Consider the following 14,954-nt stretch of genomic DNA (forward strand, 5'->3'; position numbering starts at 1 on the left):
TAATATGGGATTAACGGTTAAAAATGTAGTTGAATGGATTAATAAATTTTCCGCTAAAATTGAGCAGAATAAGCAATTCTTAAGCGATTTAGATACCGCTATAGGTGATGGAGATCATGGCTTTAATATGAGTCGGGGCATGACGGCAGTCAGTCAAAAACTGAATAAAGAACCCGAAACAATTACCGATGCTTTTAAACAAATTGCAATGACTCTTATTTCTACTGTTGGTGGAGCATCAGGTCCATTATATGGTACAGCTTTTTTAGAGATGGCCAAGAAAAGCGCTACTAGCGATGATATTGGTGAATTACTGGATGCTGCATTAGCTGGTATTAAAAAACGTGGCGGTGCTGAACCCGGAGACAAAACAATGGTTGATGTTTGGTCAGTGCTCGTACCTGAAGTAAAAGCACACAAGTTAACGCAAGAAAAAATTGATTCTGCTGTAGCTGCGACTAAAGGTTTAGTTGCTAAAAAGGGTCGTGCTTCATATTTAGGAGAGAGGTCAAAAGGTCATATTGACCCCGGCTCACAATCTAGCGGCTATCTCTTTGAGGCTTTAGTGGAAACTGAAGGTATACTATGAGTTTAGGCATTACGTTGGTATCACATGTTCCCGCAATACCCACAGGACTGACTAAACTTTTAGAGCAAGTTGCAAAAGATGTATCAATCACATCTGCTGGCGGAACAAATGAAGAAGATATAGGTACCAGTATGGATAAAGTTTTGCAAGCTTTTTCAGATAATAAAGCTGATGAAATTTTGGCTTTTTATGATTTAGGCAGTGCCAAAATGAATATTGAATTGGCTACTGAAATGACATCTAAAAAAATTCACTTGTATGATGTGGCTTTTATCGAAGGAGCATATACAGCAGCTACTCTGATTGAAGCTGGAGTTAATTTAACTGAAATAGAAAAGCAACTTGAGTGCTTAAAAATAAAAAAATAGTTTGAAGACGATATATTCTTCGGTTTTGTCCTAATTTTTGAGGGCAGATCAAATTTCATGGTTAACTTTCTTAATTAAAATAACGGATACAAAAATATAACAAAAATTTTTAAGAAATAAAATACAAACTTCCTAGAAGCAAGAATATTAAATAACAATTATTTAAAAAAGAATGCACGTATCATTTTATTTAAAGAAAGGGTTTACACACGCTAGATTTTATAATATATTTTGTTTGGGAGTAATTTGCTACTTAACATTATTTTAGGTTTGTTTAACCTAATAATCGAAGTAGGAGATTTTAAAAAATGAATAATAGCTTAACAATGCAATTAGTGGGAGAGTTCATCGGAACTATCATCTTAGTATTGCTTGGAGATGGCGTTTGTGCTGGTGTCAATTTGAACAAGTCAAAAGCAAAAGGCAGTGGCTGGATTGTTATTTCTTTTGGTTGGGGGTTCGCTGTAACTTTCGGTGTATTTTGTGTTAGTTGGCTTTGCCCGGGACACTTTAATCCAGCCGTTTCATTAGGAATGGCTATTGCGAATAAATTGCCTTGGTCTTCAGTTTTGCCATATATGCTGGCACAGACAGCCGGAGGTTTTATCGGCGGTATTTTAGTTTGGTTAACCTATTTTCCTCACTGGGAAGAAACAACTGATCAAGCTGGTATTCTAGGTTCTTTTGCAACTACGCCAGCCATTAGAAACTATACGTGGAATTTCTTTACAGAAATGATTGCTACATTTGTTTTGGTTTTCGGCTTGCTTGGACTAACTAATACTAAATTAGCAGCAGGTCTCAATCCATTACTGGCAGGATTTTTGATCACAGCGATTTGTTTGTCCTTGGGAGGACCAACTGGCATTGCTATTAATCCAGCTCGTGATTTAGGACCAAGACTTGCTCACCAATTTATGCCAATTGCCAATAAAGGCGGTTCAGATTGGGCTTATAGTTGGGTGCCAGTCTTTGGACCACTTTTAGGTGGAATAATTGCAGCATTATTATTCAAAGTGATTGTCTAGTTAAAAAGGCTCACGTTAAACAGGACGTGAGTCTTTTTGTTTGCCCCAAATTATTGATATTCATCTGGTTTAAAATGTCGCAGTATTTCGATCCCTTTGCTCTGATACTTGTTAGGTATGAAGCTTTTTCTCATTGCTATCTGCATGTATGCCCACAATTTTTGCCCCGGCTTTAGCCGAATGACATGAATATCGGAAACCTCTTTTAAGCTGCTTTCCATAGCAAGAGCAATGCCTACATTGCGTTTAACTAATTCAATCATCATTCTCATTGTAGTAGCAGTATATGAAATTTGTGGCGTAAAATCGCCCAATTTTGCTTCCTGCTCAAGGCATTCTCTAGTTAAATAGCCCCTTTTGCGAGCGACAAATTTGCGGTTGCGCAGGTCTGCTGCACTAATTTGGTGGACATCCCGCCACTTATCGCTTGTACTGGTAATAATGACCAGTTCGGTTCTTTGCAAGTTATGAATAAAATATTCGGGATCATTAATAGGAACCATCCACGAATAAATTGCTACATCAACGGTGCCGTCGGTCAAGTCAGAAAATGCATTAGCCGATCTTTCAATTCTAGAATCAATTAGATTGGCAATATTTGCCTGATAAAATTTTTGAATAATATCGGCGATGTACAGGCTACCGGCTTCCCCAGAAAAGGCAAGCCGAATTTTTTTGTCACTGGCATGCATCACATCATAATTGATGCTGGCGATATCTTGCAATAGAATTTTTGCTCTTTTATAAAGTAAGTCGCCGGCATCGGTCAAAGTTATTTTACTTTTGCGATTTTTTTGCAATATTAGTGGATCATCGAACTTATCTGCCAACCGCTTTACTGCCATGGAAATTGTGGGCTGGGTAACATCAAAAAATGCGGCTGTGGTGGTATAGTTACCAGTTTCAACTAATTTACAAAAATATAATAAGTCTTTTTCATTCATGAGTACTTCCTAAATAAATAAAATTTATAAATATATCTAATTAAATTATATTAAATTTAGCTTTAATGTACAATAACAAGCTGCTGTAATAGTATTTTGTATTATGAAACTGAAATATTCTTTTAAAAAATTTAATTAGACTTAAAAAGATGGTCAAGATATATTTACGTTAAGAATAGTTTATAAGAAAGTGATGGTGAAAAATTTGATCTACGATTCAACTCTCAAATGGGACGCCGCTTACGATGTAATTGTAGTCGGATTCGGCGGAGCTGGTGCCGGTGCAGCAAGATTTGCAGCAGATAATAATGCGCACGTTCTGCTCATTGACTCAGCTCCTGAAGGTCATGAAGGTGGCAATACCAGATATGCAGGTGGTGCTTTTGCTTGGAGCGATAATTTTGCTGATCTGCGTGAATATTATAAGCAAACTTATTATCCCTTTAAGTATGATCCCAAAGATTTAGACGCTTTTGTCAATAATGTTTTGAAGATGAAGGAGTACTCTCAAAAATATTTTGGCATTGAAGCACAATACACCGGGAGAAGACCTCTAGGAGAATATCCAGAATACAAGCATGCTGAAACAATGCGCTCACAAAGCATGACCGCTGGTATGTATAATGGCGGATTCTGGAAATTATTACGTAAAAAAGTTTACGAGCGTTTAGACAAAATTGATGTTTGGTTTGAAAGTCCTGCACAACATTTAATTCAGGACCCCAACACTAAAACTATTTTAGGTGTGCAAATTAAACATCAAGGTATAAATAGAAATGTGGCTGCCAGAAATGGTGTAGTTCTATCATGTGGTGGCTTTGAAAATAACCAAGATATGGTTCAAACATTTTTAGGTCAAGGTTCTTTAGCTCCAATTGGTAGTTTATATAATCAAGGTAAAGGGATTGATTTAGCAGTTGAAGCTGGCGCTAGACTGTGGCATATGTCCAACTATGATTCACATGGTTTTTCTTTAAGAGAAGGTAAGCCAAGAGAAAAATTTGCTTACATGATCAACTGGAAGAGCTTGTTTAATGGCAGTATTTTCGTTGCTGGCGATGATGGCACCCGGTATTACCGTGAAGACGAAGAAGACCGTCATGGTTACAAATATAACCACGGCAACTGGATTATGCAGCCTAATCAAAATCATCCACATATCATCATGGATCAAAGGCAATTTGAGCAACTAGCTAATGACGATTCAGATAAGGCTGAACAAATTAAGAGCCTGATCACCTATGCCATAAAAGCTGAAACTATTGCTGAATTGGCTGACAAGATTGCTGCACCAAAATTGGCTGAAGCTGTTAGTGATTTTAACTTTTTAGTCAATAAAAAAAAGCGCGATATGTTTTTAAAGCGCAAGATTGAGACAATGCGTGCTTTTGGCGCCGGCCCATATTATGCTATTCCAATTCGCCACAACATTCTTCATACACATGGTGGCGCTCGTCGTAATCAAAATTGCGAAGTTTTGGACATGGAGAATAATGTTATTCCTCATTTATATGAAGCCGGTGAATTAGGAGATATTTTTGCTACCAAATATATTGGTGCAAACAGTATTGCTGATTTGTTAATTTCTGGCAAAATTGCGGGAGAAAATGCTGCGTGGCCAAAAAGAAAAATGGCTGAAGTTGATGTAGTTACAGGTGCTTCAAAAAACCCTGATCTAAAATCTGACGCCCATGCTTCTTCAACTGATTTTGAAGCTGGACCTAATCAGGGAATCGGAATTAGTGAAAATGGCATTAATGATGTCCCAATTGTGGTACGCGTCACGATGTCAGGTGATAAAATTTCTCAAATTGAGACACTGCAAGAAAAAGAAACGCCTTATTTGGGAGGTAAAGCAATTCCCGTTCTAACTAATGAAATGATCGAAAAGCAAACTACAGAGGTTGATGCGGTCAGTGGCGCAAGTACAACTAGTGCTGCTTTTAAAGAAGCTGTCAACCAAGCAATTGAGAACGCTGAAAAGCAGTAAAGAAGTGCAAAAATGAAAATCAACGAAAAAACTAAGTGGAATGGTGTGTATGATGTAGTCGTTTTAGGTTTTGGTGGAGCCGGAGGCACGGCAGCTCGTTTTGCGGCAGAAAATGGTGCTCAAGTCTTATTAGTTGACGCTGCTCCTTATGGTCATGAGGGTGGTAACACCCGTTATTCAGCACAGCATGTTGCTATGGCACATGATAGAAAGAAGATTGCTGAATATTATGAGCAGCTGGCAGCACCATATAATTTTGATCAGAAAACAATGGCTGCTTATCTTGATGGCTTTATTAATATGCCGCAATATTTTAAAAAGTATTTTGGTATTGATCCTTTTATCTGGTCACGTGATAATCAACCGGGTGACCATCTAGCAAAGAAAAAGAATTTATGTGAGTATCCTGAATATCGCGGTTCTGAAACCTTTGATTTTGCCCTGATTCATAATCAAGACTTTGATGCTGAGCTATGGAAAGTAATTCGTGCTCAAGTCGTCAAAAATGCTACCAACATTGATGTCTGGCTTAATTCCAGAGCAGAGCATTTATTGCAGGACAAAGCAACTGGTGAAATAGCTGGAGTAATTATTAATCGTAACAAGAAACAATATTATATTTATGCTCGCAAAGGAGTAATTGTTGCTACAGGTGGCTTTGAAAATAATAAGCAGATGCAGCAGGATTACCTGCACGTCACAAAATTAACCCCGCTGGGCACTCTCTATAATAAGGGTGACGGGATTAAAATGACTGCAGAAGTTGGAGCAAAAATGTGGCATATGAGCAATTATGAGTCATTAGGCATCGTTCCCAGCTATGTAATTGCTGAAGGTGAAAATGAGCGTGGTCGGCAAGTTAGCGGCTGGCAAAATGTCAAATCAGGTGCGATTTTTGCGGTGGCAGACGACGGCACCCGCTTTATGCGCGAAGATGCTAAATTCAGACATGGTCATATCGCTGAACACGGGGACTATTTATTGCCTCACGCTTACGACAATGCTTGGTTGGTCTTTGATAATCAGCAATATCAAAAATTTGTCTTAGAACAGAAGCAAGGAAAGCTCAAGTACGGCAAGTTCTTTGACAAGGTTATTAGTGCCGGTTCACTGACTGAATTAGCCCAAAAGATGAATGTACCAGCCGCAAATCTGAAAAATACTGTTTTGCAATTTAACGAGTTTGCCTCTAACGGCAAGGATCTGGAATTTGGTCGTGCACCTGAGTCAATGACCAGTTTCGATTTACAAGATGACGTCCATGCAGTTAAATTGGCTCCCGCAGTGCTTAATACCCAAGGTGGACCAAAACATGATGAGTTAGCCCGTGTACTTGATGTCAACAATCAACCAATCAAACGTCTCTACACAGCTGGTGAGCTTGGCGGAATGTGCGTCAATCGTTATCAGGGCGGTGGCAACTTAGCTGAATGCTTGATTTTTGGCAAAATTGCTGGAGAAAATGCTGCCAAGTTAGAGCCAATTGAGAATTCGGTTAATTTAACGGATAAATTGCCGCGAATTAATGATCTTTTGGATGGTGAAAAGGACGATCAAATTGAGCTGGGACAAAATCAGTTTCTAGGATCTTCTGAAGCAGGTATTGGCGGCAGGATTTTGGTTCGCGTGACCTTTTTTGATAATGAAATCAAAAAAATTGAAGTACTAGAAAATCATGAAACGGAAGGAATTGGAGCTGTAGCCATTGACCGTATACCCCAAGAAATGGTAAGCAATAATTCTACCGACGTTGATGCAGTTTCAGGAGCTTCTACCACAACTAACGCTTTAAAGGAAGCCGTAAATGCGGCAATTAAGAAAGCCCAAAATAGTTCTAAAGGAGAATAAAGAAATGTTAGATAAAATTCAATGGAAAAAGTGGGATTTGCCACTAGCTATCGGCATTGTCTTATGGCTGTTAACTCCATTAAAACCAGCGGCAATTAACGTTCAAGCCTGGCACCTTTTCGCCATATTTATTGCAACTATAATTGCTTGTGTGACTAAACCATTACCAATGATGGCAACTACAATAATAGCGGTGGTGATTGCCACATTAACCGGTATTTTTAAGATGGAAGAAGTTACTGCCGGTTTTGGTAATTCCACCGCATGGATGGTCGCTATGTGTATGTTTATGGCGGCCGGCTTTATTAAATCAGGTCTTGGTAAAAGAATTGCCTACTTCTTTGTCAAAACTTTTGGCAAGAGAACTTTAGGTTTGGCTTATGCCTTATCCCTAGTGGAAACTGTTCTGGCAGTTGGTATCCCAAGTAACAACGCTCGTGTTAACGGTATTATGTACCCCATTATTGATAACTTATCAAGAGAAATGGGTTCAGATCCTAAAAAGGGAACTGAGCGTGACATGGGTTCATTCCTTGTCTTTACAGAATACGAAGTTAACATCGTTACTTCCACAATGTTTTTAACTGGTTTAGCCGGAAACATGGTGGCATTAGGGATAGCAAAGACCCAAAACGTTACTATTTCCTGGATGCAATGGTTTGTAGCTGCAATTGTACCGGGCATAATTTCCTTAATATTAGTACCTTTTATTCTATATAAAATATATCCGCCTAAGATCAAGGAAACACCTAATGCTCATGCTTGGGCAGACAAAAAATTACAAGAATTAGGCAAAATGACAGCTGCAGAAAAAATTATGGGTGTGGTTTTTGTCCTGTCAGTTGTATTATGGTTAGTAGGTTCTAAGTTTGGTATTGACGCTACTCTAGTCAGCTTTATTGCAGTTGCATTACTATTGGTATTTGGCGTCATTAATGTTAAGGATATTTTAGGTCAGAGTTTTGCTTGGAACATCCTAACTTGGCTTTCAATTATCATGTTGATGTCACAAAAATTAATGACTTTGGGCTTTTTCCCTTGGTTCTCAAAGACTCTAGGTAGTGCACTTCAAGGTATGAACTGGGTTTTAGTACTGGTAATCTTATTCTTGGTTTACTTCTACCTGCACTATTTATTTCCAAGTGTTTCTACACAAATTTCTGCTCTTTACGCAGGATTTCTCTCAGTTGCGATTGGTGCCGGAGTGCCACCTATGATGGCAGCGTTAATGTTAGCTTTGGACGGTTCTTTATACTTGTCAACTTCAAGCTATTCGGCAGGTCCTGCTGCTTTGCTTTCTTCAACAGGCTATGTTTCTAACAAAGATTGGTGGAAACTAAGCGCCATAATTGGTGTTGTACTTAACATCATCTGGTTAGGCGGCGGTCTGATTTGGACTAAACTTATCGGCATGTGGTAATAAAAAGACTTTGAATTTTTGGTTCAAAGCCTTTTTATTTTTGTCACAAATTGAGCTTTTAGATTTGTAGCTTGTTAGTTTAAGGAGTCTAGTTTACTATTATTACTATACTGAATAAAAAGGAAGATCATAATGAAAAATTGGGCTGTAATATCAACTTGGAGCATGTCATACGATGGGTTGTTAAAAGCAAGCAGTATGTTGCAAAACGGTGAGAGCGCAGGAGATGCCGTTGAAAACTTAATAAAAAAAGTTGAATCTTATCCTCTCTATAAATCAGTAGGGTATGGCGGACTTCCGAATGAAGATGGAGTCGTCCAAATGGATGCTGCGTTCATGAATGGTGATACTTTAGCACAAGGTTCAGTCGCGGCCATTGAAAATGTGAAGCATGCTGTTTCTGTAGCCAGAAAATTAAGTTTAAATAAAACTAACAGCTTTTTAGTCGGAAAAGGTGCTACTAAATTTGCTATGCAAAATGGCTTTGAAATGACTAACATGCTGACAGAAAGAGCAAAAACAATATGGCAAAATAAGGTAAAAGAGCAGTTTAAAACTGGACTGCATCCCTATGATGGGCACGATACTGTTGGAGCAGTCACACTTGATCCAGCTGAATCGATGGCTGCAGCTACATCAACTTCAGGCTTATTTATGAAAAAAGATGGTAGAATTGGTGATTCACCGTTATCGGGTTCTGGATTTTATGCTGACAGTCATATTGGGGCAGCCACTGCAACAGGTTTGGGAGAAGATATTATGAAAGGTTGTCTTTCATATGAAATAGTTCGCAGAATGGCAAAAGGTCAGTCTCCTCAAGATGCTTGTGACACAGCACTTTACCCATTTTGTGAAGATTTAAAACAGCGCTATGGTCAAGTAGGGGAAATTTCTTTAATTGCTTTAAATCGAAAAGGTGAGTGGGGAGTAGCTACTAATGTGGAATTTCCTTTTTGTGTTGCTAATGAAAAACAAAAAGCTCAAATTTTAATGGCCAACCCTGGAAAAAATCAAAAGACTCAGATTGAGCCTATTTCACAATCTTGGTTAGATGATTATCAAAAACAAATCAATGCTCCGGTCGAGTAACGTTTAACTAAAAGAAAGAGAATAAAATGCTAAAAGAAGCGTGTGTTGAAAATTTTTATAATATTCCTCATGTAATTAAGGCTGGCGCTGACAGATTAGAGCTGAATAATGATTTGGCGTTGGGTGGCACTACGCCTTCCTATGGCGTAATAAAGAAATCTGTCACTTATGCTGAGAATTTTAAAATACCGGTTGTCATAATGATTAGACCTAGAGGTGGAGATTTTGTTTATAACAAAAATGAAATCGGCATAATGGCTGATGATCTGGTTGCGGCTGCCAAACTAGGTGCTCAAGGAGTTGCTTTTGGCTGTTTGACCAGTCAGAATCAAATAAACAGAATTCAAATGATGCATCTGATTACATTGGCTCATTCCTTAAATGTTGAAATTGTCATGCATATGGCTTTTGATGACATAACAGATGATAAACAGGAAACAGAATTAAACTGGTTAGCAGATCAAGGAGTTAAAAGAATTTTGACACATGGTGGAAAATTAGACAAAACTATCTTGGCAACATTGCCCCATTTAAAAGAAATTATTAAATGGGCAGATGATCGCATAGAAATTTTGCCAGGTGGAGGGATCACAACCGAAAATAGAGATTTGGTTGGTGCAGAACTGAATGTTAATCAACTTCATGGCACAAAGATTGTAAAATAAAAAAGCTTCATCGGAAGCTTTTTTTGATATTACTTAAAAAATTAATTTATTAGAGGTTTTGAATATATTGTTTGGCATTTTTAGCTGCTTGCCGACCAGAATTAACATTATGAGCACAAGCAGACCCACCAAGAGTAATCGTATATACATCACGATATTGCATTGTCGAATCCATTCCTGAAGCGTATAATCCTGGAATTTTTTCGAAATTATTATTAATGACTTCAAATTTTCTATTTGACCCTATTCCGCCAATTCCAATTAAATTAGATGGATCTAAGCGAGCGATGTAGTATGGACCATCTTCCATTGAAACTAACATTTCTTTATCCTTATTGAATTCTTGGTCTTTGCCATTGTCACAATAAGAATTATATAGTTTCATTGTCTTAGATAAAATTTCAGTAGGAAGATTTACTTTTTGTGCAAGTGCTGAAATTGAATTTGCTTTAAATAATGAATTTCCTTCGTTTTCTTTGAGAGCCTTAGCTAGTATTTCGTCTGCGTTTTCAACGTTCTTAGTTAGTTCATCAAAAATTCTTTGTGTGAATATTTCATAGGTGACTTTTGTAGCTTTAATTGCCATTCTTTGATATAACAAATTATACTTTTTGACATTTTCATTCACAAAACGTCTGCCATCTTGATTGACAAATACTACTGGGCCTCCTGATGGTAAAGACATAAATCCATTAATAGGATCAAGGTATAAATGCACACCTTCATGAGGGAAAGCCTGAATATAGTTCATCATAAATTCTGGAGATTCTTTTAACATATCCATAGCGCCAACTGACATAGCCATTTGATAACCATCACCAGTATTACTTGGCATTGAACAATAGTGAATATTCTTTGTTGACCAGCCTTGTTGCTCTAACAGATCAGGGTTATGTCCAACGCCCCCTGTGGCTAAAAGCGTTGCTTTTGCATTAATTTTTATATATCCTTCTGGTGTTTTGGCATAAACTCCTTTAATAGTTCCGTTTTCTTCAATAATGCTTGTAGCTGAAGTTTCCAGCAGGAATTTTACGTTAAGCTCATCAGCCTTCTTTTTCATATAAGGTACATATCCGACAGAGGCAAAACCCCCTTTAAACCAGTGAAAAGTCGGAAACATACAAGTACCATGATAGTCGTCGACTTTAGTCAACTGAACACCAAGGTTTACCAACCAGTCAATGTTATCTGCAGAATTATTAATTAAATCAACCCAAAAAGATCCGTCAGCCCTATATTGTCCTAACTCAGCTTCCTTTGAAATTATATCTTCCTTTTCTGCATGTATACCGGCAGCTTTTTGCATTTTAGTGTTAATTCCAAAAATACCTTCAACACCGCCACCATTTCCGGCCACGAAACCGTTCTTGTCAATTACGATTGTATTTAAATCAAGTTGACGAGCTTGAACCGCTGCAGCCAGTCCTGATATCCCGGCACCTACAATTAAAAAGTCGGTATTATATTCCTTAACAATTTGTTCTGGTTTCGTACGCCAGGAAGAAAAGTCGTTAGAAAAATGCGCTGAAACATGTCTTTTATTCAGATTAATTTCTTTTTGCTCTTTTTCGTATTCTTGGGCGTTTCCTCCTGCTTTCTCAATGACTTTTTCTACCGCATCTAACAGACCGTTAACGGAATGTGTTGCCCCAGAAATTGCATCTACTGCTAAACTTTGATTTTTAATAATTTCATTGGGAACTTTAGTAAATACGGTTTCTTCTAAGCTCCCAGGAATCATTTTTTTCTTTGTTTTTATCTTACAAATTTTGTCATTTTTGATTTCAACCTCTAGTGGCATTTCTTCATTTTCATATTCATGAGCTACAATGTGATAATTTCCAGATGTAAGTTTTTTCACTTTAAAAATCCCCTTTCATTCTAGTGATTACGCTAATGCTTACAAAAATAAATATAACATTGTTCAATCGTTTACAAATAATCTAGAATATGATTGTTAATAAGATTTACTTATTAAGAAAGGAATGGAAATGAATTTTGAACATTTAAAAGTATTCGTAAATTTAGCAGAAACTTTAAATTTTTCCAGGACGGCAATAGAAATGAATCTGTCACAATCAGCTGTTTCGCAAATTATTTCTGCAATGGAAAATGAGCTTAATTTTTTCTTATTTAAAAGAACTAGAAAAGAAGTGCATCTGACAGAAAGTGGAAGGGAATTTTATCATTCTATCAAGCCATTGTTAAGTGTTTATGACAAGTCTGTTCAAAAAGCAAGATCAGCTGCTATTAGAAAAAGTAATAATTTAACAATAGGATATAGTGGAACGCCTTATGAAATTTCTATATTACCGAAATTGATTAAGGAATACAAAAGAAACATAGGAAATGATTCACTTTACATTTTTTTAGAAAATTTTGCGCATAATGAATTAAAAGACAGATTGCTTAACGGTGACTGTGATATTATTTTTACGATGCCAGATATCATATCAAAAATGGAAAATGTAAGATATATCAATTTAGTAGAAGGACATTATTGCATAAATTTCTACAAGTCTTCAGAAATCAGGAATGATAATTTTAAAATTTCTGATTTAAGCAAATATAGGTTAGTATTTTCTGATAGTGAATGGTGTCCGCCATCACAAAAAGCTTTACAAAAATATATCATATCAGTGAACAAGAATGTTAATGTAGCTTACGCCAACAATATTTTAAGTTCCAGTTTAATGGTAAAAGCGGGACTTGGAGTAGGAATTTGTGCGGATTTTGTTAATGCCTACCAGGATAAAACAATTACAAGTGTTCCTCTAAATTATTCTATTAGACCTAAATATGGAATTGCAATGTTGGATTACGGGGTAACACCAAGTACTAAACGATTTGCAAACTGGTTAAGCAAAATTTTTTTAAAATTCAAATAGAGTCGCAGTAGTTTTTTGACTATCATTTAATTAACACATATTTTGAAGCTTATATAGATAAACAAGAGAAATAAAAAATCTACTTTTATGAATAACTAAAAAAATCTGAGATGTATATGCAAGTTTAAAAGTTTTAGCTAATATCTAATGCAAATTAGTATTTGCAATCTATGATGCTGGTAACAGTCAATGTATTGCTACTTATTATTTCACCTACTGTTAACAAGTAAGATTGTATGATCTAAAAGTAGCATATGATATTGTTAGATTAAGACCTGCAACTTTTATTGCAATTTTAATTGCTTTAATATTTCTTTCGGACGATTTCTCAAAATTTCAAAATTTTAGTTGACAGAAAATAAGACATTGATTAGAATATCATTAATATTGATAAAGCGAAGAAAAGATAAGTAAGCTTACAAGTAGCGTTTAAGAGAGTCCTGTTGCTGAGAACGGACCGTGACGGCAAGCTGAAAGTAACTTTGAGCTATATGGTGAATTTTAGTAGCTATTATTGGGTACACCCATTAACGTGTTAGCGTATCGCATTTTTGCCGTACGTGAAGTGACTATGCTATTTGTCATTTTTTGATTTATAGTGCAGTAATATAGGTGGTACCGTGCTAAAGCACCCTTGATTTAAAATCAAGGGTGCTTTTTTATTCCCCTAAATAATCTAGCCAACCCTTTATCATTATTAAATTTATCTGTAATTCTGTTTAGGAGGAATTGTAATGGAAGAAATTGAGCAAGATGTTAATACAAAACCTTTAACATGGAAGCAATATTTGGTAGTAGCGTCATTGTTGTTTGGACTGTTTTTTGGTGCAGGCAACTTGATTTTTCCGATTCATTTAGGTCAGCTTTCAGGAGCAAATTGGGGAATAGCTACTTTTGGCTTTTTGGTAACGGCAGTGCTTTTACCTTTACTAGCCGTTTTAGCTATTAGCGCAAGTCATGCCAAAGGAGTTTATGATATTGGCAGGCCACTGGGTAACATTTTTGCTCTAGTATTTATGGTTTTAATCCATTTGACTCTGGGGCCATTATTTGCCACCCCGCGTACGGCAAGCATTTCATTTTCAGTGGGTTTGCAACCAGTTTTGCCGAAATCTGCCGCAAAGCCAGCACTCCTGATATTCTCTGCAATATTTTTCATTTTGGCTTTTATTATTTCTTATAAACAGTCTACGATATTGACTAGTATAGGAAAAATACTAAATCCATTATTTTTGCTGTTGCTATTTTCGATCTTTTTGTTGGCCGCCATTTCACCAATGGGTGCTGCAAAAAGTCAAAATGTCACAGCAGCGTATCAAAGTGCTCCTTTCTTCAATGGCTTTTTAGAAGGCTATAACACAATGGATGCTCTGGCCGGATTAGCTTTTGGTTATACAATTGTTTCGGCGGTAAGACAGCTGGGAAAAACTTCTGCTAAAAGCAATGCCAAAGTTACAGCTAGAGCAGGTGTGATCGCTACAAGTGCAATTGGTGTTATTTATATTGGGTTAATTTGGGTAGGTGCGACAACTTTAAATCATTTTAAAATCTCTGCTGAAGGTGGCACTGTTTTTAACCAAATAGTTACTTATTATCTCGGAAATTTTGGCCATGCTTTACTTGCTACACTGGTTACACTTACTTGTTTAACTACTGCTGTCGGTTTAATAGCTGCTTTTGCGCAAGACTTTCACCGTAGTTTTAGTAAAATCAGCTATCATGGCTGGTTGACAATTATGACTATTGTTTCTTTCATCACAGCCAATTTCGGCTTAGATACAATTATTGCCTGGTCAACTCCAATGCTAATGTTTTTATATCCTATTGCAATGGTACTAATCATTCTGTCAATTGCGAGTTCGTTATTTGATCGTGATCCAATTGTTTACTTTTGGGGAATAGTTTTTACATTCATTCCAGCAATTTTAGATATGATAGCCTCTTTTCCTGCCGTAATTAGTCAAAAACCTTGGGCATTGCAGTTAAGATCAATACAATTACGCTTTTTGCCATTCGCAGATATTGGTATGGACTGGGTAATTCCAGCTGTAATCGGATTAGCAATTGGATTTATTATTCATTTTTATAAAAAAGCAAAATTTAACTAGCTGTGTAAATATAATTC

12 protein-coding genes are annotated in these 14,954 nt (G+C 36.7%); 10 read left to right on the plus strand and 2 right to left on the minus strand.

Features of this window, described 5'->3' with window-relative positions; genetic code table 11:
- Window positions 1-4: 4 nt before the first annotated feature.
- The 3 genes from dhaL to LDM92_RS01180 all read left to right on the plus strand — a co-directional run bounded on the left by dhaL (window position 5) and on the right by LDM92_RS01180 (window position 1,985).
- A complete protein-coding gene (gene dhaL / locus LDM92_RS01170) occupies window positions 5-589 on the plus strand; it encodes a dihydroxyacetone kinase subunit DhaL (protein ID WP_223901675.1) in 585 nt (194 codons plus the stop codon).
- Complete coding sequence (dhaM, locus tag LDM92_RS01175) at window positions 586-957, plus strand: dihydroxyacetone kinase phosphoryl donor subunit DhaM (protein WP_223901676.1); 372 nt, start codon at window positions 586-588, stop codon at window positions 955-957. Before dhaL ends, dhaM begins: the two co-directional genes overlap by 4 nt.
- A gap of 308 nt (window positions 958-1,265) precedes the next feature.
- Window positions 1,266-1,985: an MIP/aquaporin family protein gene (locus LDM92_RS01180; RefSeq protein WP_223901677.1), complete on the plus strand. Its 720-nt coding sequence runs from the start codon at window positions 1,266-1,268 to the stop codon at window positions 1,983-1,985.
- A 50-nt stretch (window positions 1,986-2,035) separates the two neighbouring features.
- Here the strand turns inward: LDM92_RS01180 and LDM92_RS01185 are convergent, their stop codons facing one another.
- On the minus strand, window positions 2,036-2,929 hold the full coding sequence (locus LDM92_RS01185) for a LysR family transcriptional regulator (protein WP_223901678.1): 894 nt from the start codon (window positions 2,927-2,929) through the stop codon (window positions 2,036-2,038).
- A 205-nt stretch (window positions 2,930-3,134) separates the two neighbouring features.
- On the opposite strand from LDM92_RS01185, the gene LDM92_RS01190 reads away from it, so the two are divergent.
- From LDM92_RS01190 to LDM92_RS01210, 5 genes are all read left to right on the plus strand, one after another.
- Window positions 3,135-4,919 (plus strand): FAD-binding protein, encoded by a 1,785-nt coding sequence (locus tag LDM92_RS01190; protein ID WP_223901871.1) that lies wholly within the window; start codon window positions 3,135-3,137, stop codon window positions 4,917-4,919.
- Window positions 4,920-4,931: 12 nt separating this feature from the next.
- Entirely contained in the window at window positions 4,932-6,767 is a 1,836-nt protein-coding gene (locus LDM92_RS01195; protein ID WP_223901679.1) for an FAD-binding protein, read from the plus strand.
- A gap of 4 nt (window positions 6,768-6,771) precedes the next feature.
- A complete protein-coding gene (locus LDM92_RS01200; RefSeq protein ID WP_223901680.1) occupies window positions 6,772-8,187 on the plus strand; it encodes a DASS family sodium-coupled anion symporter in 1,416 nt (471 codons plus the stop codon).
- A 132-nt stretch (window positions 8,188-8,319) separates the two neighbouring features.
- Window positions 8,320-9,276 carry a glycosylasparaginase gene (locus LDM92_RS01205; RefSeq protein WP_223901681.1) on the plus strand — a complete coding sequence of 319 codons (957 nt, stop codon included), beginning with the start codon at window positions 8,320-8,322 and terminating at the stop codon, window positions 9,274-9,276.
- Between the two features lie 26 nt (window positions 9,277-9,302).
- A complete protein-coding gene (locus LDM92_RS01210; RefSeq protein ID WP_223901682.1) occupies window positions 9,303-9,941 on the plus strand; it encodes a copper homeostasis protein CutC in 639 nt (212 codons plus the stop codon).
- 49 nt (window positions 9,942-9,990) lie between these two features.
- On the opposite strand, the gene LDM92_RS01215 is transcribed toward LDM92_RS01210, so the two are convergent.
- The gene (locus LDM92_RS01215; RefSeq protein WP_223901683.1) at window positions 9,991-11,802 is read right to left on the minus strand and encodes an FAD-dependent oxidoreductase; all 1,812 of its coding nucleotides are present in this window, start codon (window positions 11,800-11,802) and stop codon (window positions 9,991-9,993) included.
- Between the two features lie 130 nt (window positions 11,803-11,932).
- Here LDM92_RS01215 and LDM92_RS01220 point away from each other — a divergent pair, with 130 nt between their 5' ends.
- Together LDM92_RS01220 and brnQ are read left to right on the plus strand one after the other, a co-directional pair.
- Window positions 11,933-12,829 carry a LysR family transcriptional regulator gene (locus tag LDM92_RS01220; RefSeq protein ID WP_223901684.1) on the plus strand — a complete coding sequence of 299 codons (897 nt, stop codon included), beginning with the start codon at window positions 11,933-11,935 and terminating at the stop codon, window positions 12,827-12,829.
- A gap of 734 nt (window positions 12,830-13,563) precedes the next feature.
- Complete coding sequence (brnQ, locus tag LDM92_RS01225) at window positions 13,564-14,937, plus strand: branched-chain amino acid transport system II carrier protein (protein WP_223901685.1); 1,374 nt, start codon at window positions 13,564-13,566, stop codon at window positions 14,935-14,937.
- The last annotated feature ends 17 nt before the right edge of the window (window positions 14,938-14,954 follow it).

It is taken from the genome of Lactobacillus laiwuensis, assembly GCF_019972835.1.
GTDB classification, from domain to species: Bacteria; Bacillota; Bacilli; order Lactobacillales; family Lactobacillaceae; genus Lactobacillus; species Lactobacillus laiwuensis.